The sequence below is a fragment of the Sphingobium sp. KKT206 genome, assembly GCF_055640555.1.
Genome location: NZ_CM145765.1, coordinates 122,668 through 142,799, shown reverse-complemented (window position 1 = coordinate 142,799; position 20,132 = coordinate 122,668). Strand labels below are relative to the sequence as shown.

The 20,132-nt window shown below is 63.3% G+C and carries 17 protein-coding genes; 12 read left to right on the top strand and 5 right to left on the bottom strand.

Going from position 1 to position 20,132, the window contains the following annotated elements:
- Nucleotides 1-232 precede the first annotated feature (232 nt).
- The 10 genes from ACZ2HM_RS18590 to ACZ2HM_RS18545 all read left to right on the top strand — a co-directional run bounded on the left by ACZ2HM_RS18590 (nt 233) and on the right by ACZ2HM_RS18545 (nt 10,550).
- Complete coding sequence (locus ACZ2HM_RS18590) at nt 233-1,369, top strand: thiolase family protein (protein ID WP_004206969.1); 1,137 nt, start codon at nt 233-235, stop codon at nt 1,367-1,369.
- The gene (locus tag ACZ2HM_RS18585) at nt 1,366-3,717 is read left to right on the top strand and encodes a 3-hydroxyacyl-CoA dehydrogenase/enoyl-CoA hydratase family protein (protein ID WP_004206971.1); all 2,352 of its coding nucleotides are present in this window, start codon (nt 1,366-1,368) and stop codon (nt 3,715-3,717) included. Before ACZ2HM_RS18590 ends, ACZ2HM_RS18585 begins: the two co-directional genes overlap by 4 nt.
- Before the next feature lie 45 nt (nt 3,718-3,762).
- Entirely contained in the window at nt 3,763-5,553 is a 1,791-nt protein-coding gene (locus ACZ2HM_RS18580; protein ID WP_017503705.1) for an acyl-CoA dehydrogenase C-terminal domain-containing protein, read from the top strand.
- A complete protein-coding gene (locus tag ACZ2HM_RS18575; protein WP_164523917.1) occupies nt 5,550-6,458 on the top strand; it encodes an NAD(P)H-dependent flavin oxidoreductase in 909 nt (302 codons plus the stop codon). The genes ACZ2HM_RS18580 and ACZ2HM_RS18575 overlap by 4 nt, the downstream gene beginning before the upstream one ends.
- A gap of 9 nt (nt 6,459-6,467) precedes the next feature.
- Nucleotides 6,468-7,211 carry an electron transfer flavoprotein subunit beta/FixA family protein gene (locus ACZ2HM_RS18570; protein ID WP_004206977.1) on the top strand — a complete coding sequence of 248 codons (744 nt, stop codon included), beginning with the start codon at nt 6,468-6,470 and terminating at the stop codon, nt 7,209-7,211.
- 115 nt (nt 7,212-7,326) lie between these two features.
- Nucleotides 7,327-8,253, top strand: a complete 927-nt coding sequence (locus ACZ2HM_RS18565) for an electron transfer flavoprotein subunit alpha/FixB family protein (protein ID WP_004206978.1) — start codon at nt 7,327-7,329, stop codon at nt 8,251-8,253.
- Between the two features lie 8 nt (nt 8,254-8,261).
- Nucleotides 8,262-8,687 (top strand): PaaI family thioesterase, encoded by a 426-nt coding sequence (locus ACZ2HM_RS18560; protein WP_004206979.1) that lies wholly within the window; start codon nt 8,262-8,264, stop codon nt 8,685-8,687.
- A 14-nt stretch (nt 8,688-8,701) separates the two neighbouring features.
- Nucleotides 8,702-9,001 carry a polyhydroxyalkanoic acid system family protein gene (locus ACZ2HM_RS18555; protein ID WP_004206980.1) on the top strand — a complete coding sequence of 100 codons (300 nt, stop codon included), beginning with the start codon at nt 8,702-8,704 and terminating at the stop codon, nt 8,999-9,001.
- A 102-nt stretch (nt 9,002-9,103) separates the two neighbouring features.
- Nucleotides 9,104-9,343, top strand: a complete 240-nt coding sequence (acpP, locus tag ACZ2HM_RS18550; protein WP_004206981.1) for an acyl carrier protein — start codon at nt 9,104-9,106, stop codon at nt 9,341-9,343.
- 295 nt (nt 9,344-9,638) lie between these two features.
- Nucleotides 9,639-10,550, top strand: coding sequence for an alpha/beta hydrolase family protein (locus ACZ2HM_RS18545; protein ID WP_037474527.1), 912 nt, complete (start codon nt 9,639-9,641; stop codon nt 10,548-10,550).
- Nucleotides 10,551-10,713: 163 nt separating this feature from the next.
- On the opposite strand, the gene ACZ2HM_RS18540 is transcribed toward ACZ2HM_RS18545, so the two are convergent.
- The 4 genes from ACZ2HM_RS18540 to ACZ2HM_RS18525 are packed head-to-tail and all read right to left on the bottom strand — an operon-like array spanning nt 10,714 to nt 15,405.
- Entirely contained in the window at nt 10,714-11,844 is a 1,131-nt protein-coding gene (locus ACZ2HM_RS18540; RefSeq protein ID WP_004206985.1) for an ABC transporter permease, read from the bottom strand.
- Nucleotides 11,841-13,004 (bottom strand): ABC transporter permease, encoded by a 1,164-nt coding sequence (locus ACZ2HM_RS18535; RefSeq protein ID WP_004206986.1) that lies wholly within the window; start codon nt 13,002-13,004, stop codon nt 11,841-11,843. Before ACZ2HM_RS18535 ends, ACZ2HM_RS18540 begins: the two co-directional genes overlap by 4 nt.
- Nucleotides 13,001-14,038, bottom strand: coding sequence for an HlyD family secretion protein (locus tag ACZ2HM_RS18530; RefSeq protein ID WP_004206989.1), 1,038 nt, complete (start codon nt 14,036-14,038; stop codon nt 13,001-13,003). The genes ACZ2HM_RS18535 and ACZ2HM_RS18530 overlap by 4 nt, the downstream gene beginning before the upstream one ends.
- A complete protein-coding gene (locus ACZ2HM_RS18525) occupies nt 14,035-15,405 on the bottom strand; it encodes a TolC family protein (protein WP_025290596.1) in 1,371 nt (456 codons plus the stop codon). The genes ACZ2HM_RS18530 and ACZ2HM_RS18525 overlap by 4 nt, the downstream gene beginning before the upstream one ends.
- Between ACZ2HM_RS18525 and ACZ2HM_RS18520 the strand changes: the two genes are divergently transcribed.
- Nucleotides 15,404-16,117 (top strand): TetR/AcrR family transcriptional regulator, encoded by a 714-nt coding sequence (locus ACZ2HM_RS18520; protein WP_313921852.1) that lies wholly within the window; start codon nt 15,404-15,406, stop codon nt 16,115-16,117. The two genes, ACZ2HM_RS18525 and ACZ2HM_RS18520, sit on opposite strands and share 2 nt — an antisense overlap.
- 76 nt (nt 16,118-16,193) lie before the next feature.
- Here ACZ2HM_RS18520 and ACZ2HM_RS18515 read toward each other — a convergent pair whose 3' ends face one another.
- Nucleotides 16,194-18,611 carry a helix-turn-helix transcriptional regulator gene (locus ACZ2HM_RS18515; protein ID WP_037474523.1) on the bottom strand — a complete coding sequence of 806 codons (2,418 nt, stop codon included), beginning with the start codon at nt 18,609-18,611 and terminating at the stop codon, nt 16,194-16,196.
- 89 nt (nt 18,612-18,700) lie between these two features.
- Between ACZ2HM_RS18515 and ACZ2HM_RS18510 the strand changes: the two genes are divergently transcribed.
- Nucleotides 18,701-20,131 (top strand): aldehyde dehydrogenase family protein, encoded by a 1,431-nt coding sequence (locus ACZ2HM_RS18510; protein WP_037474520.1) that lies wholly within the window; start codon nt 18,701-18,703, stop codon nt 20,129-20,131.
- The last annotated feature ends 1 nt before the right edge of the window (nt 20,132 follow it).

Genomic DNA, 20,132 nt, shown 5'->3' with positions numbered 1-20,132 from the left:
GTCGATAAGACGGGCGCGAGCATCATCGCCGGGATGAGAGTGCGCGGTTTTTCACTGGCGAGCATCCGTACGTTCCTCGGCCAAGACCTCCGATATCAAGCCTCCCGGGAACCGGTGCATGACGATTCCCTCGACGGCGTGAGAAGAATGCCAAAGATTTTAGTTGACGTAAACGTCATTTCACGCACCATTAGGTAATCAGATGTCCGATTCCCTGGAGAGGCTATCATCGATGCGTAATGTGGTTGTTGCGGGCTATGCCCGGTCCCCCTTTCACCTGGCAGGCAAGGGCGCGCTGGCGCGCGTCCGCCCTGACGATCTGGCCGCTCAGGTCATTCGCGGACTGATTCAGCAGACCGGCGTGAAGGCCGAAGATATCGAGGATATCGTGCTGGGCTGCGCTTTTCCTGAAGGCGAGCAGGGCTTCAACATCGCGCGCCTTATCGGTCTTCTTGCCGACCTGCCGCTCTCTGTCGGCGGCATGACCGTTAATCGCTTCTGCGGATCGTCGATGAGCTCGGTCCACATCGCTGCGGGCCAGATTCAGCTTGGCGCCGGCGAGGCCTTCATCTGCGCGGGCGTGGAGTCGATGAGCCGCGTGCCGATGATGGGGTTCAATCCGCTGCCGAACCCCGAGCTCGCGAAGAAGAGCGCCGCCTATATGGGCATGGGCGACACGGCGGAGAATGTCGCGACCAAATATCAGATCACCCGTGCCCAGCAGGAAGCCTTTGCGGTCGCCAGTCAGGACAAGGCGGCCGCGGCTATCGCGGCCGGCAAGCTCGAGGCCGAGATCGTGCCGATCACGACCAAGGCGGGCGTGGTCGACAAGGATGGCACGCCGCGTGCCGGCACGACGACGGAAACCCTCGCCGGGCTGAAGCCGGCCTTCAGCCAGGACGGCACGGTAACGGCGGGAACGTCCTCGCCGCTGACCGATGGCGCAAGCGCAATCCTGGTCACGAGCGAGGATTATGCGCGCGCGCATGGACTGCCGATCCTTGCCCGCATCAAGTCGGTTGCTGTCTCTGGCTGCCAGCCGGAGATCATGGGCATCGGACCGGTCGAGGCCTCGCGCAAGGCGCTGCAGCGGGCGGGGCTCAGTGTGGACCAGCTTGACGTTGTCGAGCTCAACGAAGCCTTTGCGAGCCAGTCACTGGCCTGCATCAGCGACCTGGGGCTTGACCAGTCGAAGGTCAATCTGGACGGCGGCGCCATCGCGATAGGCCACCCTCTGGGGGCGACCGGTGCGCGGATCGTGGGCAAGGCCGCGGCTCTGCTGAAGCGCGAAGGCGGCAGCTATGCGCTTGCCACCCAGTGCATCGGCGGCGGTCAGGGCATCGCCACCGTGCTGGAGGCGGCGGAATGAGCGAGCAGGCCATCAAGCCAGTCGGCGCCCCGCCGGAAACCATCAAAAAGGTCTGCGTGATCGGCGCAGGCGTCATGGGCGCCGGCATCGCAGCGCAGGTCGCCAATGCCGGCGTGCCGGTGCTGCTGCTCGATATCGTGCCCAAGGAGGGCGGCGATCGTGACGCCGTGGCGAAGGGTGCGGTCGCGAAGATGCTGAAGACCGATCCGGCGCCCTTCATGTCGAAGGCTGCGGCGAAGCTCGTTGAAACGGGCAATATCGACGACCATCTCGAGCGGGTGGCCGAATGCGACTGGATCGTCGAGGCGATCGTCGAACGGCTCGACATCAAGCAGGCGCTCTACGCCAAGCTCGAGCAGCTCAAGCGTCCGGGCACGGCGGTATCGTCCAATACCTCGACGATTCCGCTTGGCCATCTGGTCGAGGGGCGGGACGATCAGTTCAAACAGGACTTCCTGATCACCCATTTCTTCAATCCGCCGCGCTACATGCGGCTCATCGAAATCGTGACCGGCCCCGACACTGATACGGCTGTGGCGAGGCGCGTCTCGGATTTCGTCGATCGAAAGCTCGGCAAGCGCATCGTGCCGGCGCGGGACACGCCGGGCTTCATCGCCAATCGCATCGGTACCTACTGGCTGGCCGTCGCGATCAATGCCGCGATGGACCAGGGGCTGACGGTGGAGGAAGCCGACCAGATCGGCGGAAAGCCGATGGGCGTGCCCAAGACCGGCATTTTCGGCCTTGTCGATCTCGTTGGCGTCGACCTCATGCCGCTGCTCACGAAGAGCCTGTCCTCGACGCTGCCGGCAGGTGACGCCTATTTCGACACGGTGAGGCCGATGCCGCTCGTCGACAGGATGATCGCGGAAGGCTTTACCGGGCGGAAGGGCAAGGGCGGTTTCTACGCGTTCGACAAGGCGACGAAGACCAAGAAAGCGCTCGATCTCGCGACCGGCGAATATCGCGTATCGGTGAAGCCGGCTTCCTTGCCGGGCCGGGCCGAGAAGGACCTGGCAGCATTGGTTGCTGCGCCCGGCAAGGTCGGGGCCTATGCCTGGGAAATTCTCGGCAAGGTTCTTTCCTATGCCGCGAGTCTGGTCGGTGAAGCTGCGGACAACATCGTCGGCATCGATGACGCGATGAAGCTCGGCTACAACTGGAAGTTCGGGCCGTTCGAACTGATCGATCGCCTCGGGCCGGGCAAGCTCGCCGAACGGCTGGCCGCCGAGGGGCGGGATGTTCCCGCGATCCTCAAGGTAGCCGGAGATCGGCCTTTCTACCGGGTGCAGGACGGCCGTCGGCAATATCTCGATGCCGCCGGCGACTATCATGATGTCGTGCGGCCCGAGGGCGTGCTGCTGCTGGAAGACATCAAGCTCCATAGCCAGCCGATCCTCAAAAATGGTTCGGCGGCACTCTGGGATGTCGGCGACGGCGTTGCCTGCCTTGAGTTCACCGGCAAGATGAACGCGCTCGACGGCGATGTGATGAAGCTGATCGGTCAGGCGATCCCGGTCGTGCAGGACAAGTTCAAGGCGCTCGTCGTCTATAATGAGGGCAGCAATTTCTCCGCCGGCGCCAATCTCGGTCTTGCTCTGTTCGCACTGAACATCGCGGCATGGGGCGAGATCGAAAAGCTCGTCGCGGGCGGGCAGCAGGCCTACAAGGCGCTCAAATATGCGCTGTTCCCGGTCGTGAGCGCTCCGGCCGGCATGGCATTGGGCGGCGGTTGCGAGATCCTGCTCAACAGTGATGCCGTGCAGGCCCATGCCGAAAGCTATGTGGGTCTGGTCGAGTGCGGCGTGGGTCTGATCCCTGGCTGGGGCGGATGCGGTGAAATGATCGATCGCTGGCGCTCCAGTCCCGGCATGCCCAAGGGGCCGATGCCGGCCGTAGCCAAGGTCTTCGAGACGGTATCGACAGCCACTGTGGCAAAGTCGGCCGCCGAGGCGAAGGAGCATGGCTTCCTGCGTCCCTCGGACGGCATTACGATGAACCGGGACCGTCTGCTGGCGGACGCCAAGGCGAAGGCACTGGAACTGGCCGACGGTTACAAACCGCCTGTGGCTCCGGAATTCCGCTTGCCTGGCGCGGGAGGCAAGTCCGCTCTTTCGATGGCTGTCGAAGGCTTCCAGGCCCGTGGCCTCGCCACATCTTACGATGGTGTCGTATCCGGCGCGCTCGCCGACGTCCTGACGGGCGGCGAGAAGGATCTCATCGACATCGTGACCGAAGAGGATCTGCTGGCGCTCGAGCGCAAGGCCTTCATGCAACTGGTGCGCGACCCGCGGACCCAGGCGCGCGTCGAGCAGATGCTCGTCACCGGCAAGCCGCTGCGTAACTGATTGGCGGCCGGCGGCCGGATGGCCGACCGGTCAGGAGATATAAATATGCAAGTCTATGACGCCCCGTTGCGCGACATGCGCTTCGTGCTCAACGAACTCCATGCCGATGACGGCTTCGGGGATATTCCCGCACTGTCGGAGTTCACACCGGATCTCACCGATGCGATCCTCGAGGAGGCGGCGCGCTTCTGTCGCGACGTCCTGTTGCCGATCAACCGGTCGGGCGACGAGGAGGGGTGTCATCTGGAAAACGGCGTCGTGCGGACGCCGGCGGGGTTCCCCGAAGCCTATAAGCAGTTCGCCGAAGGTGGCTGGACCGCGCTCGCATCCGATCCGGAATGGGGTGGGCAGGGGCTGCCGGAAGCGGTCAACAAGCTGGTCGAGGAGATGATCTGCTCGTCCAACCTCTCCTTCGGCCTCTACCCGGGCCTCACCCATGGTGCCACCACTGCGATCGAGGGCCATGGCAGTGACGCGCTCAAGCAGGCCTACCTGCCCAAGATGGTGAGCGGCCAGTGGTCCGGCACGATGTGCCTGACCGAGCCTCATTGCGGTACCGATCTCGGGCTCCTGCGCAGCCGCGCGGTCCCGCAGGGCGATGGCAGCTACAAGGTCACCGGCTCCAAGATCTTCATCTCCGCCGGTGAGCATGACCTGACCGAGAATATCATCCATCTCGTGCTCGCCCGCCTGCCCGACGCCCCCAAGGGCGTGAAGGGCATCAGCTTGTTTCTCGTCCCCAAATATCTGCCCAGGGAGGACGGTACTCCCGGTCAATCGAACGGCGTCGCCTGCGCCGCGATCGAGCACAAGATGGGTCTCAAGGCGTCGGCGACGTGCCAGATGAACTTCGATGATTCGATCGGCTGGATCGTCGGTGAGCCTGGCAAGGGCATGGCCGCCATGTTCACGATGATGAACACGGAGCGTGTCTCCGTCGGCATCCAGGGCCTGGGTGTGGGCGAGGCGGCGTATCAGGCGGCGGCCTGGTATGCGAAAGATCGTATTCAGGGTCGGGCGCTCTCGGGACCCAAATATCCCGATCAGGCAGCCGATCCGATCATCGTTCACCCCGATGTTCGCCGCATGTTGATGACGATGCGGGCTTATAATGAGGGATGCCGGGCGCTCTCGGCCTGGGTCTCGCGCGCCCTGGACGCGGAAAAACATTCTCCCGAACCCGAAGTGCGCCAGCGTGCGAGTGACTTCATTGCGCTCATGACCCCCGTCGTCAAAGCGCTCTTCACCGACCTTGCGTTCGACAGCGCGAACCTTGCGGTCCAATGCTATGGTGGCCACGGCTACATCCGCGAAAGCGGCGTCGAGCAATATGCCCGCGATGCCCGGATCACCATGATCTATGAGGGGACGAACGGCGTTCAGGCGCTCGATCTCGTCGGCCGCAAGCTCGGCGCCCATATGGGCCGCTATCTGCGCAGCTTCTTCCATCCGGTGTCGGCTTTCATCGAGGAAAACAACGTCGACGGACCGATGAAGCCGATGATCGAGGCGCTCGCCAAGGCGTTCGGGGCGCTGCAGCTTTCGACGGCCACGGTCGCGCAGCGGGCGCTCAAGGATCCCGAAGAGGCGGGCGCGGCGTCGGCGGACTATCTGCGTCTGATGGGCCTGGTGGCCATGGGCTATTGCTTTGCCAAGGCGACCAAGATCGCAGGCTTGCAGCTCTTCTTCGGCAGCGAGGACAAGCGCTTCTACGATGCCAAGATCAAGACGGCGACGTTCTTCTTCGAGCGTATCCTGCCTCAGGCGACCGCCAGCTTCCTGGCGATCAAGGCGGGCAAGAAGTCGCTGATGGCGCTGGAAGACGACGTGTTTTGACGCTTCCGGCAAGCCTCGAAAAGCGGCTGGCCATTCCAGCCATCGTTGCGCCGATGTTCCTTGTGTCGGGACCGGACCTTGTCGTCAGTTGCTGCGAGGCGGGACTGCTTGGTACTTTCCCGGCGCTCAACCAGCGCACCAGTCAAGGTTTCGGTGAATGGCTGGATGAAATCGAGGAGCGGCTGGCTCCCATGCCGGGAGCGGCGCCCTTCGGCGTCAACCTCATCGTCCATAAGAGCAATCCGAGGCTCGACGCCGATCTGGAACTGATCGTTCGGCACCATGTGCCATTGGTCATCACCTCGCTCGGCGCCGTCGCGGATCTTGTCCAGGTGGTTCAGGGCTATGGCGGGCTGGTCTTTCACGACGTGACGAACGTGCGTCATGCGGAAAAGGCGCTCGAAGCTGGCGTCGACGGTCTGATCGCGGTCGCTGCCGGCGCGGGGGGACATGCCGGCACGATGAGCCCGTTCGCACTGGTTGACGAGATACGGCGCTTCTTCCAGGGGCCGCTGGCGCTTTCCGGCGCCATCACGCGCGGCCACCAGATCGCGGCCGCGCAGATGATGGGGGCCGATCTTGCCTATATCGGATCCCACTTCATCGCGTCGGAAGAGAGTCTCGCCTCGCCGGCACAGAAAGACATGGTGATCGGGGCCGGACCAGCGGATATCGTCTATACGGACCGGGTCACCGGCGTCGGGGCCAATTTTCTCCGGCCCTCGCTGGAAGCCGCGACTCTCCCTGAGCCACATGGCGCGCTTTCGGTTTCGGAGGAGGCCAAGGCCTGGAAGACGATCTGGTCGGCAGGCCACGGTGTCGGCGCTACCACTGCCGTCCAACCGGCCCGATCCATCTGTGAGAGACTCATTGCCGAATATCAGGCGGCATTACAATCAGAGTAGGATTGATCCATGAAGGTGCTTGTGCCCGTCAAGCGGGTTATCGATTATAATGTGAAACCGCGCGTGAAGGCGGATGGGACGGGCGTCGATTTGGCGAACGTGAAGATGTCGATGAACCCGTTCGACGAGATCGCCGTCGAAGAGGCTATCCGCCTCAAGGAAAAGGGAGTCGCGACCGAAATCGTGGTGGTGTCGATCGGCGTCGCCAAGGCGCAGGAAACGCTGCGCACCGCGCTCGCCATGGGGGCCGACCGCGCGATCCTCGTCCAGACTGACGATGAGGTCGAGCCGCTCGCCGTCGCCAAGATCCTGAAGGCCATCGCCACCGAGGAGGCTCCGGGCCTGGTGATCCTCGGCAAGCAGGCCATCGACGATGATGCCAATCAGACCGGCCAGATGCTGGCAGCCCTTCTCGGTTGGGGGCAGGGCACATTCGCCAGCAAGGTCGAAGTATCGGGCGAGACTGTCGCGGTGACCCGTGAGGTGGATGGCGGTCTGGAGACCGTAAGCCTCAAACTGCCGGCGATCGTGACGACCGATCTGCGTCTCAACGAACCGCGCTATGCGAGCCTGCCCAATATCATGAAGGCCAAATCCAAGCCGCTGGCGACGAAGACGCCGGCCGATCTCGGTGTTGAGATCGCCTCGCGCCTCAAGACGCTCAAGGTGACCGAACCCCCCAAGCGCTCGGCGGGCATCAAGGTGGCCGACGTCGATGAATTGGTCGCCAGGCTCAAGGAAATGGCGATTTGATAAACTTTCAAACGCGCCGAACTTGCCGAACCTCTCCCATGCAAGTGACGGCGCACCCCGCTTCATCCTGTGCGCACAGAGATGAAGCGGGGGCGGATTTCTCGGAGAATAAGTTATGAATACGCTCGTCTGGGTTGAACATGACAATGCGTCGGTCAAGGATGCGACGCTATCGGCCGTCACCGCCGCTGCCAAACTTGGTGAGGTCCATCTGCTGGTTGCCGGTGCGGGCATCGGCGGCGTGGCCGAGGCTGCTGCGAAGGTCGCGGGTGTCGCCAAAGTCGTAACGTTCGACGATGCGGCGTTCAAACACGCTTTGCCCGAGAATGTCGCGCCGGCCGTCGCGGACCTGATGCGCGGCTATGACGCGTTCGTGGCGCCTTCCACTTCGAATGGCAAGAACATCGCGCCGCGCGTGGCGGCCTTGCTTGATGTGATGCAGGTCAGCGACATCCTGTCGGTGGAAAGCGCTGACACGTTCACGCGTCCCATCTACGCGGGAAATGCGATCGCGACGGTCCAGTCGTCTGATGCAAAGAAGGTTATCACGGTGCGTGGCACAGCCTTCGAGAAGGCGGCCCGCGAGGGTGGCTCGGCCAGTATCGAGGCTGCGACGGGCACGGATGCGGGACTTTCCAGCTTCGTGGGTGCCGAGATCGCCCAGTCCGAGCGCCCGGAACTCACCTCGGCCAAAATCATCGTCTCGGGCGGGCGAGCGCTGGGCTCGGCCGGGCAGTTTCATGGCGTGATCGATCCGCTGGCCGACAAGCTGGGCGCGGGTGTGGGCGCAAGCCGCGCGGCGGTCGATGCTGGCTATGCGCCCAACGATTTTCAGGTCGGCCAGACCGGCAAGATCGTGGCGCCGGAAGTCTATGTCGCCGTCGGCATATCGGGTGCGATTCAGCACCTTGCTGGCATGAAGGATAGCAAGACCATCATCGCGATCAACAAGGATGAGGACGCGCCCATCTTCCAGGTCGCCGATATCGGCCTGGTCGGCGACCTCTTCAAGATCGTTCCTGAACTGACTGAAAAGCTTTGAGGTAAGCGATGACCGGTCTGGAAGAGATCGAACAGTTCATGGCGGCCGGCACCCGGCCGCCCATGATGGACCTGTTCGACATCGATCTGCTTGAGGCGGAGGAGGGGAAGGTCGTCTTTGTCGCGACGCCCACCTCGCAGACCTACAATTTCATGGGCATCGCCCATGGTGGCTATGCCGCGACGCTGCTGGATTCGGCCTGCGGCATCGCGGCGAACTCCGCGGCCCAAGTGCCCATCAACTGCGTCACGCTCGAACTCAAGGTCGCCTATCATGCGCCCTTGACCGACAGGGTCGGGATGGTCCGTGCAATCGGCCAGGTGGTGTCGATGGGCAAGAGGGTGGCGCATACCGAGGCGCGTCTGATCGACATGGCCGGCAAACTCTATGCCTCCGCGACATCGACCTTGCTGCTCGTCGATCGGGCGGCCTGAACAGGAAAGAAGATATGGAAGTCGTTATCCCGCACAGCCTTGGTAAAATCGAAGCGAAGAGCAGGATCGAGGCCGGCCTGCCCAAGCTGGCAGCGCATATCCCGGGAGGCGGTTCGCTCAGTTCCGAGTGGGTATCGGACTACGCACTACACTTGGTCATCGGGGCGATGGGGCAGAATATCCCGGTGCAACTCGACATTGAGGATAGCGAGATTCGCGGCGACGTCAGCGTACCGCTGTTCCTCAAAATGATGTCAGGACAGATTTCGGATTTTGTGAAAACGAGCGCCGAGAAAATGCTCAGCAAGGCATGATGAATTTACTGGCCGCAGGACAATATCGTTGCTCTGCGATGATTGAGTTTACGAGAATCTGCCCTGTTTCCTAGCCGATAGTGTCCGCGCGAGGGCTTTGTGATGGAAGAAATCGCTCCCCGAGTTTTCAGGATCATTAGCCGTCAGCTCGGCGTCTATCCGGATCAGATTGCCCTTGCTTCGTCTTTCTACGATGACATCGGCGTGGATAGTCTCGATGTGCTGGAAGTTGTGATGGCGCTTGAAGACGAATTCGGACTCACTATCCCGGATGAAGCCGCCGGTGAGGTCAAAACAGTAGAGGATGCGGTCAAGCTGGTCGAAGCATGGATAGCCAAGTGAGATAAAACCCACGATCCTCTGAAACCGCAATTCACGACGACAATGAAATCTAGATAGCTCTTTGGTCGCCTGACGTATCACTTCCATGATCAAGGCTACCGTGATCGCGCATAGCCGCCATATGCTTTGCGCCAGAAACGGGATTTCATCTATCGCTTTGCTCACTCGATGACGGAATGGTGTTTCCGAAAAGAATATAGCGAACCATGTTATCTAATGACGAATCGCTGTCTTCTCACATTTGACGAACTGGCTGGTAACGTCGGAGCGGGAAGATGCATGAAAGAGGTAGATCATGCGATACCGTTCATTAGGCCTGGCTACAGTCTTGATTGTCACGAGCACCGCTTGGGCGCAGACGCCGTCGGATAACCAACATGCGCTGATCGGACCGCCCCAACTCCACGCCCTTCCCGTCACCGCTCCGACGCTCGTCGAGGCCTATGGTCCTGATCCTCTGCAGATCGGTGAACTGCGCTTGCCTGCAGGTCCTGACCCGTTTCCCGTCGTCATGGTCATTCACGGTGGCTGCTGGACCAAAGGCTATGAGACACTGGCAGGCACGGCGCCGTTGGCGAGCGCCTTGACGGACAAGGGCGTGGCGACATGGAATATAGAGTATCGACAGGTTGGTGACACCCGCGGCGGGTGGCCTGGGACCTTCCAGGATTGGGGAGCGGCGCTCGATCACTTGAGGGTGCTGGCACGAACCCAGCCTCTGGACCTGAAGCATGTGGTGACGGTGGGACATTCGGCCGGCGCCCACGCTGCCCTGTGGCTGGCGGCCCGTCCCAGATTGCCTGCCGACAGCGAGGTCCGCGGCGCTGATCCACTGAAGGTTTCCGCCGCGGTCGCCATCGACGGCCCAGGCGACCTGCGAACCCTGTACGGGTTCGACAAGGATATTTGCGGCCGCCCGATCTTCGTCAACCTGTTCGGGGGCGCTCCTGACGCACAGGCGGGCCGCTACCGTCAGGCAAATCCGATCGAATGGCTGCCTCTGGCCGTGCCTCAATTCATGGTCGCTTCCGTCGTGCTGGAGCCTTCAGCCGCGCAAGCCTATGCAGCAGCCGCACAGTCGGCCGGCGATAAGGCGACGGTGATCACCCTGGAGAATGCGGGCCACTTCAACATGCTTTCGCCTGCGGACCCCACCTGGGCGCCGGTAGAGGCCGCGATCCTCGCGGCGGCGAAAGCAGAGCAATAGTCGAGGCAGCCTCCGGTTTATCCCCATCTCGGTGATCTCTATCTGATGAAGCCCTGCAGAGGTCCGCTTCGAACACCTCCCCCTGGGTTGCGCCAAGGTCGCGTCGGCCGGGGCGAGAGGGTTGCACTTGGGGTGCCCCTGACGATCTCGTTCCATTGAGGCGTCAGTCAGGCTTGAGGGGCTGAAGGTCCGGCGCGGAAATCTTCGTGAAGCGCCACCAGGCCAGGCCTCCGTAGACCAGAATGAGGATGGCGAGGTTGAGCACCTCCCGCGTCTGCTCGGCAAGGCTCGCGCCCATCTGATTGAGCCCGACCATGAGATGAATGCCCGCGGTGGTTGGCAGGAGGCGCGCGAGGAGCGCCAGCCAGGCCGGCGTCGCCTCCGCCGGCCAGGAGAGACCCGCGAGGAAGAAGATGGCGAGCGACGTGCCCATCCACAGTTGCAGGGGTCGTTCCCGTGTCCGGAAGAGGCTGGCCAGCGCAAGCGCCGCCGCCACAGTCGCGCCCACGAACAAACTGCCGCCCACGATCAAGGCGCCAGGAGAGCCGGCGGCGCGGGGATAGTCCTGAAACCAGAACACAAAACCCGCATAATAGGCCACGTCGGCCCAGCCGATCACGAAGAAGGCCAGGGCAATTCCGATAAGGGTGCGCGAGGGCAGACGAAAGCGTCCCAGTGTCTCGCGCAGGGTGGCGGCGAGCATCGTCAGGCCCATCAGCAGGGTCTGGTGAATGATGAGGAAGCCGACCCCGGGGAACACCGTGCTGCCATAGCCTTCGCGCGTGTTGAACAGCGGGCGCTGAACGAGCGACAGGGCAGGGCGGGCGGGTGCGCCCTGCGCCATGGCCTGATCGCTCGCCGCCTCGCCGGCGATCGTGGTGACCGCCAGGCCGATGCCTGACAGCGCCGTGCTGCTGCGCAGCAGATAGGCGCCGTTGCCGTAGAGCGCGACCGTGCCCTGGGCGCCGTTCAGAATATGTCGCTCGAACCCCTCGGGGATGATGACCACGGCCCCTGCGCCGGTCGTCTCGAGCCAGAGCCGGGCGGCTCCTGGAGAGGCCGGGCGCGCGGCAAGATCGGCCTGCTGGAGCGCTGCGATCCGGCGCACGAGACTGCGGCTTGCGCCGCTGTCGTCGAGATCGACGACGGCCACCGGAATGCGGACCGCGACCTCCCCGGAATAGGCTGAAGGGTAGAAGAAGGAATAGAGGATCGTCGACACGACGATCAGCATGAAGGCGGAGCGGTCGGAGAGAACGGCGCGGAAGGTAGCGAGGAAGGCGCGGCCGATCATCGTCGTCCCCAGACCTCCGGGCTCATCCGCGCCGAGACATAGCGCGGCAGCCCGGCGCCCGAGCCGACGACGAGAAAGGCAAACAGCGCCAGGATCGATCCAAGAGATGCGAGCACGGGTGCGCCGATCATCCATTGCTCCGCGACCAGCCGCGCGAAGCGGGTAAAAGGCAGCAGCGCGCTCCATAGCCGGGCGAAGGCGGAGGCCGACTCGATCGGGAAGATCGCCCCGGCGAAGGCGAAGGAAGCGCCCGCATAGAGGGCGGTCATCGACAGCGCCTGCCCCATGGAAAGGGTGGCCCCGACGATGAACAAGGCCATGCCCGCATAGGCGAGATAGAGGGCGAGATAGCCGCCCATCAGCATCGCCACGCTCCCTTGCACGGGCCAGCCCCGGTAGACCGCGAGATAGCCGGTCGCAAGCGCCCCCCAGAGCAGGAAGATGAGGATATAGGGCGCGATCTTGCCGGCGACGGCGGCGACCGCCTCGCCTCGAGGCCCTGCAAGCCATGCTCCGATGGTCCCGTCCCGCAGCTCGCGACCGAGCGCGCTCACGACCGCGATCATGAACAGCAGGTGCAGGAGTGCGGGGTGGATCAGGGCGACGAGTTGCAGCTCGTAACTGGCCTGCGGGTTGTAGAGGATCCGGCTCTGCACGCTCACCGGCTGCGGCCGCACACGCGCGGGACCGGCGATCGCGGCGCTTTGCTCCCCGGCCAAGGCCTTTGCGTGGGCCTGGACCACGGTGCCGACTTCACGCAACACCGAACCCGAGGGCGTGGAATAGCTCGCATTGTAGAAGAGGAGGATCTTGCCGGTCTCGCCGCGCAGCACGGTGCGCTCGAGATCACGCGGGATCAGGACCACGGCATAGGCGGCGTTGGAGCGGACCAGATGCTCGGCCTGTGCCATGTCCGGTGGCCGCGCCGCGACCTTGAGCCCGGGTGACGCCTCCAGCTTGCGGGTGAGGTCGCGCGCGACGCCGCCGCCGTCCTCGTCGACCACGACGATCGGCAGGTTCCGCATGACGCCTGCCGACAACTGGACCGCGACGATCGCCAGCAGCAGCAGAGGCAGCCAGGTGACCAGCGCCAGATCCCAGACGCTGCCGCGCAGGAAGGCGGTTTCGCGCCGGGCGCTATCGACGAAGGCCCGGATCATTGCGGCCAGTCGAACAGGACCGTCATGCCGGGGCGCAGCCCATCGACCCGCGACACGGGCGACAGGCGCACGTCAAAGCTCTTCACGTCAAAGCCGCTCGACTGGCGGGTCGCGCGCCATGTCGCGAAATCGCCGGCGGGCGCGATGTAGAAGACCCGAAACTGGGCGCAACGATCGCCGAGCGCAGGTATGCGACCGGTCAGGACCCGTCCCCGGCGGATCGCACTGAACTGATCTTCTCTCAGGGTGAGCGTCACCCAGGGATGATCGATGTCGGTCAGGACGAAGACGGGAAATCCCTGCGGCACGAGTTCGCCCGACTGCGCCAGCCTGCGTCCGATCTCACCGTCCGACGGCGCGAACACCCGGGTTTCCTTCTCGGCCGCCTCGACTTCGGCCAGGGCGCCGCGCGCCTGGCGCACCTGTCCGCTCGCGGCCTGCCGATCCTGTCGCCGCGCCCCGGCCAGCGCCAGATCATATTGCGCGCGCGCCGCTCGGGCCGCTTCATTGGAGGCCAGGGCGTTTGCGCGGCTCTCGTCGCGTTTCTGCCCCGCCAGCACACCCTGTTCAAAGAGGCGCTCGGTGCGCTGATAGGTGGTCTGGGCGAGGTCCGCCGCCGCCTGCGCGCGTCGCCACTGGGCCTCGGCAGCCCGGATATCCTCCGGCCGTGCGCCTTCATCGGCCTTGTCCGCATTCGCCTGCGCGGCGGCGAGCGCGCCGCCGGCCTGTTCGGAGCGGGCTTCGACCTCGGGACTGTCGAGCGTATAGAGCAGCTGTCCCGTCTTCACCGGCTGGCCTTCCTCGACATGAAAGGCCGTGATCCGAGCCGAGACCTTGCTCGTGATCCGCAGTTCGCGGGCCTCGACCATGCCCTGGAGCTGATCGGGAACCGGGCGATAGGCCAGCCAGAGACCGAGGCCGAGAATGACCACGACGAGGAAAGCAATGAGCGGCAGCAACTTGCGCTTCCGCCCGGTCGGAACCGGCGGAGCCGTCTCGTCCGGGGTGACCAGGGTTTCCGATGTGGCGGTCATGGCGTGACCCTTTCACCCTGGTCGATATAGTCCGGCAATGTGGCGATCTGACCGCTGACGTGGAGAAGCTGGGCGAGCGCGACAACGAAATCATATCCGGCCTGGGCGCGCTGGATCCGGGAGCGGGCAAGACCGAGCTGCGCATCGATCACGTCGAGCGAGGTTGTCTGCTGCTCCTGATAGCCGAGGGTCTGGACCCGCAGATTCTCCTGCGCCGCAGTGATGGCCGTGTCGGTCAGCTCAAACCGCCGTCGCGCGGCTTCCGCATCGTTCCAGGACCGCGTGACGCCGATTTCGATCTGGGTGCGGGCTTCGCGCAGGCCCGCATTGGCTTGCGTCACCGTTTCCCGCGCGGCCTGCACCGCTTGCGAGCGGCCCACACCGGAGAAGAGCGTGTAGCGCAGCCCGACGCCCACCGACCAGTCGGGATCGGTCAACAGCGTGTCGCGCCGATCGAAATTATACTGGGCGAAGCCATAGATCGTAGGCCGGAGCTTGGCGCGCTGAAGGGCCACCCCCGCTTCAGCCTGGTCTTCCAGCGCGCCGAGCCGATCCAGTTGGGGATGGGCGCGCAGGGCCGCGTCCACATAGGTGTCGAGCGAACGGAGCGGCTGACGGATCACGAAGATCGGGGAGACGGGATCGACGCCGGACGGCGCCCGCAGCGCGCCGGCAAGCGCTACCTGCGCACTCGCGAGATCGGCCTGCGCCTTTTCCAGTTCGCGCGCGGCGTCGTCGCGCGCTACCTGCGCCTGGAGGCGTTGGGCCCGGCTTATGAACCCTTCCTGTTCGAGCTTGAGGGCGTCCGCGACATGCCGCTCTAATCCCGCAAGCGCATCACGGCGAACATCGCGCACGCGCTCGAGCAACTGCTGGCCGAAATAGAGCTGGGTCATCTGCAACAGACCGTTGTCGATGACGATCTGGCGTTCGGCGCGCGACTGTCCCAGTTGCGCCGCGGCGCCCGCCTGGGCGGCGGGAATCTGGCCGCCGGAATAGAGCGGCAGCGTCGCCGTCACGATCGGCCGGGTGCTGGTGCGCTCGATCTCGAAGCGCAGGGGGTCAGAGATGGAATAATCCTGGGCCACGTCCGCCAGCGGGCCGAGCGGCAGATAGAGGGTTTTCTGATAGCGGATCATCTGTCCTTCGAACTCGACGGTCGGACGCCGCAACGTGCTCGTGGAGCCTTTCTGGGCCTCCTTGCTGCGCACATCGGCGTCGGCGCCCTGGATCGCGTCCGACCGCTCGAGCAGCCTCGCCTGGGCGCTTCGATAATCGAGATCAAGCCTGTCGATCGTTTGCGCCTGCGCGCCCTGACAGACCGCAGTCGCCAGCGCGGCAACCAGCATCGAACATCGCAAGGTCATGAAGAACGTCTCCTGCTCCCGCACGGTAACGTTGACATCCAACCGACTCAATACATATTTGTATCGAAATGCTCCCGCCCGTGATCCCGTGAGCCGCCGCCCGGCACGAACGCGCCCGACCCGGGCGCAGACCCGGGAGCGCATCCTGGATGGCGCTCTCGAGGCCTTCGCCGAACGTGGCTTCCATGGCTCCACCCAGGAAGATATTTGCGAGCGCGTCGGTCTGAGCCGGGGGGCCTATAATTCCAGCTTCCGATCCAAGGACGAATTGTTCTTCGCCCTCTATGACCGGGTGATCGAGCGCTTGCAGTCGAGGCTGGAGGAGGCGACCGCTTGCGCCCTGTCCATGCCCGGCTCGACGGCCGACAATTTCCTCAAGGCCTTTATCGCCAGCTATCCGTTCGATCGGGACTGGTATCTGCTCCAGGCCGAGTTCGGCCTCTATGTCCTACGCCATCCTGCCATGGCGAGCCACTATGCCGAACGGCAAGGACGGATCCTCGCCATCATCGAGGGCGCGCTCGCCGACATCCTTCGCGAGGACTCCCGCATCGTTGCCCGGGGCCTCCCGCGCATCGCGCGACTGATCCTGGCTGTCCACGAGGGAAGCATGTTCCAGGGCCTGCTCGAACCGCACGAGGTCGCAAGCGGAGAGCTTCTGGACTTTCTCGTGGATCTCATGCTGGCGAGGGCGGCAACGAGAGTCGACTAAGAATGGATTGCTGATCTTGCCTTGCGGGAGGCCGCGCAACAGCATGCCTGCCTCTATTTGTGACGTGGGAGATCGTTTAGTGAAGGAGACCGCGCTGTATCGCCGTGGCGACGGCCTGGGTGCGCCTGTTGACAGCGAGACACTTGAAGATCGCGCGAAAATGCCATTTTACGCCATCTTCGCCGATACCCAATATGTTGGCGATCTCCGCGCTCGTAAGACCATCCCGCGCCAGGCCGAGGATATGGAGTTGGCGGCGAGACAGGTCGGATCCTTCGGTATGTTGTGAACTCGGCAAGTGATGTTGTGCTGCGGACCGATCAAACCTCGCCTTTACGGCCCATCCCGCGTGAATATGCTCCAGGATATTCCGGAACTCCCGCGCTGTTTCCTTCAGTCCTGTGCTGTCGCGAATTTCCGAGGCCTCTTCCGCTGACCGTATGGAAAGTTGCAGCGCCTCTTTACGTAGATGCAGCACCGAACGCAGCATGAGGGTTTTGAGTATGATATGTTGCCATCCTGCCCTGCGGATGCGGGCCAGGATACGGTCCGTCAATTGGCGCGCGAGGTGATCCTTCCCGTCGGCAAGCGCCCGCGTCGCAGACAGAAGCATGCACTCGACGTCCGCAATGGCGAGGTGAGCCGAAGTGATGGCGTCGTTCCTGGGAATATTGGGGATGGTGACCGATCGACCCGACGCGATTTCATGTTCCGCAGTCAGGATATCGGCCATGAGTTGCAGTCGCGGCATGTGGTCGCGTACGGCTTTCACGTCCAGTTCGGTCAGGATTTTTTCGCAGAGGTCCGCATCTCCGGCCAGACGAGCGGCCCGTAATATGGCCCGTGCCGTATGAATGCGGACGTCGACGATCTGGTCGCAGAAAAGCAACGGCCATTCCAGTTCTGCCAGAGGCACGCCGCTTTCGGCCAGCACAGCGAGGCGCAATGTTTTCAGCGTCTGCTCGGCGACCGGGGAGACCATATCCGTCAGATGCGCGTCGATCCTATTTCGTGCGGGAATGATCTGCCCCTGCGTCAGCAGGAGCAGCACTTCGGCAATCTTTGCCCAGTCGCGGGCAAAGCCCTGATCGGCCAGGGCACAGGCTTGATCCAGTAGGGGACGTAGTGCCGCGAACTCGGCCGCGTTCGACTGGCTCGCCACGATGCTCGCGAGGCAGGCCAGGGCGGAGGCCTTCATCATCGGATTTTCCCGGGCGTGCAGCTCGAGCCATTGCCGGCAGAGCATTTCCGCCCGGACGACATCGTCCCTCAGCGCCGCTGTCGTCGCACCGAGCAGCGTCAGCAATTCCTCATGCGCATCCGTGCGTGACAGCAACTTCAAAAGGTGCGTCGCCCCTGCATGCTGCTGCTGGAAGGAAAGGGCCCATATCTTTCCCAGGCCAGCCATGGGATTGGTCAGCAACGCTGTGTCGGGCACGCCCTCGAGCCAATGGGCCAACTCATCGATACGGCCTTGTCGCAGGGCGACATCCATGACGATCTCACCGCCCAGCCCCCGCGCCCAGGCCGGATCGCCGGCCCGCAGCGAAAGCGCTATCGTTTGCGCTGGCCGGCCGGCGCGCCAGTGATGAAAAGCCGCATGTTTTAGAAGATGGCTTGGAGAGGAACGAAGCTGCGACTGTCCGCTCAAGGCAAGATGGTGTCGCAGCGCCGGATTGAGCGCAAACATTCCGTCACTGTCCGGCCTCAATAGGAGGCATTCGCGTTGCGCACGTGCGATCCATTGCGCGCCGTCGTGGACGCGCAGGGCAAAATCGTGGCTTTCGGCATCGAGGGGAGCGATTAATGCCGCCTTTTTCAGCCATGTGCGCAGAGCGGGCGATAAGGGCGCCAACACCATCTGATCGAGATAACAGATGATCTCGGGCCATAAATGCAGTGGCTGCATCCGGTGGGATACACGGCCCGCGATGCGGCACAATGCGGGCCAACCCTGTGTGTCCGATATGATCCGGTCGAGGGCTGAAGGGACCCGGATCAATTCCTTCAGATCCTGGGCGCGGCAGGCCAGGGCATCGGGGCCGACTTCCTGCCAGTCAGCGTTGAGGACGCCAAATCCCCAGGGGGCGGAGGTTGCAAGGACCGCTCGCCAATCATCGGGAAGAGCATCCATCATGTCTCTTGTCAGCGTTTCGAGATGCGGCGCTTCCTGAACATCATCGAGGCAAATAATCCCGGGCCTGTCCTGATGCCATATCCATTGGAGAATGGACTCGATGTCCGCGGCGGTTCCGGCCTGAAAGGCGAGGCGACGCAGGGTGCCCTTCTTTGTGTCGTCGCTTGCAAGACTTGCCCAAAGCGCCGGGCGACCAGTGTCCGCCGCCTCCTTCCAACCGGCCGCGAGCGTCGCCGATTTGCCGTAGCCGCAAGGTGCGCGCAGCAGGCTGACGCGCGCGGTCAATTCCACACGGCGAAGTGCCGTTTCCGCCAGTCGCGAAAGCAGCGTTGGAGTCCATTCGGTTCCCAGGCCCATGCCGGGTCGATACTACATGTTCGTGTAGTTCCCTATTGCTTTTGCGCTCGTAAGACTCGCGCGAAGGTCATGTTTTCGACGAGAATGAAATGATTGAAGAGAGCCATTCGATTTCGCAGGAACCCTGTGATGGCCGCCCGGTGGAAATGCTCTTCACCGCGCAAAAGGCAATGTCGGACGAGCGCCGGATGCGCTTTGGCCTTGCTGAAAGACGCGCTGCGCTGGCGCGCCTCGCGGCTGCCATACGAAAGTTCGAAGGGGAGATCGTCCAGGCCATGGCGACCGACTTCGGCAAGCCGGAGGCCGAAGTGTTTCTGACGGAAATTCTTCCGGTCATGCAGGAAATCCGCCACAGCCGTCGTAATCTGCGCCGATGGATGCGGCCAGTCCATGTCGGACCGACATTGATCGGTTTCGGCACGGCCGGACGGATCGTGCCGCAGCCACGCGGCGTGTGCCTTATCATCGCGCCCTGGAATTACCCATTCAATCTCTGCCTGGGGCCGCTTGTCTCCTGCCTTGCTGCCGGCAACAGCGCTATCCTGAAGCCTTCGGAGATGACACCTGCTACCTCGGGCGTCATCGCGCGGCTGATCGCCGACACATTTCCGCCAGACTTGGTTACCGTCGCCCTCGGCGGGAAGGAGATGTCTCAGGCCCTGCTCGCGCTGCCCTTCGATCATATCTTCTTCACCGGCAGCCCCGAGGTCGGGAAAGTCGTAATGCAGGCAGCCTCCCGCCACCTGACCTCCGTTACGCTGGAACTGGGTGGCAAGTCGCCCACGATCGTGGGACCGGATGCCGACATAGAGACGGCCGCCAGTTGGATCGCCTTCGGCAAATTCTCCAATGCCGGTCAAACCTGCATCGCGCCCGATCATGTGTTCGTCCACGCTTCGATCCGCGACCGGTTCGTGGAAGCGCTGCGCCGCCGGATCGCCGCCGCTTATGGTTCGGGCATGACGAGCCCCTATCTCGCAAGGATCGTCAATGATCGCCATGCGGACAGACTGGGGGGCCTGATTGCGGATGCCCTGGCCACGGGCGGGCGGATCATTGTCGGCGGCGAAAGGCAGGGAAGGGCGCTGGCGCCCACAGTGCTGGAGGCGATCGCTCCCGAGGCGGCGATCGACCATGAGGAGATATTCGGTCCCGTCCTGCCGGTCCTGACCTATGATGACATTGAAACCGTGATCGGTCGGATCAACGCAAGACCCAAGCCGCTGGCGCTTTATGTGTTCGATCGTGACCGGGCGAGAGTGGATCATATCCTGGCGGCCACGACTTCCGGCAGTGCAGGCGTCAACCTTACCATCGTCCAATACGTCCACGATCATCTGCCGTTCGGCGGTGTGAACAATTCCGGGATCGGGGCGGCACATGGCCATCACGGGTTCCGGACTTTCAGTCATGAGCGCGCCGTTCTCCAGAACCGCTTCTCCGCTCTGCCTCTCGTCTTTCCTCCCTATTCGGGCCGGGCAGCGCGTCTGATCCGACTTGCCAAACGCTTTCTGGGGTAAA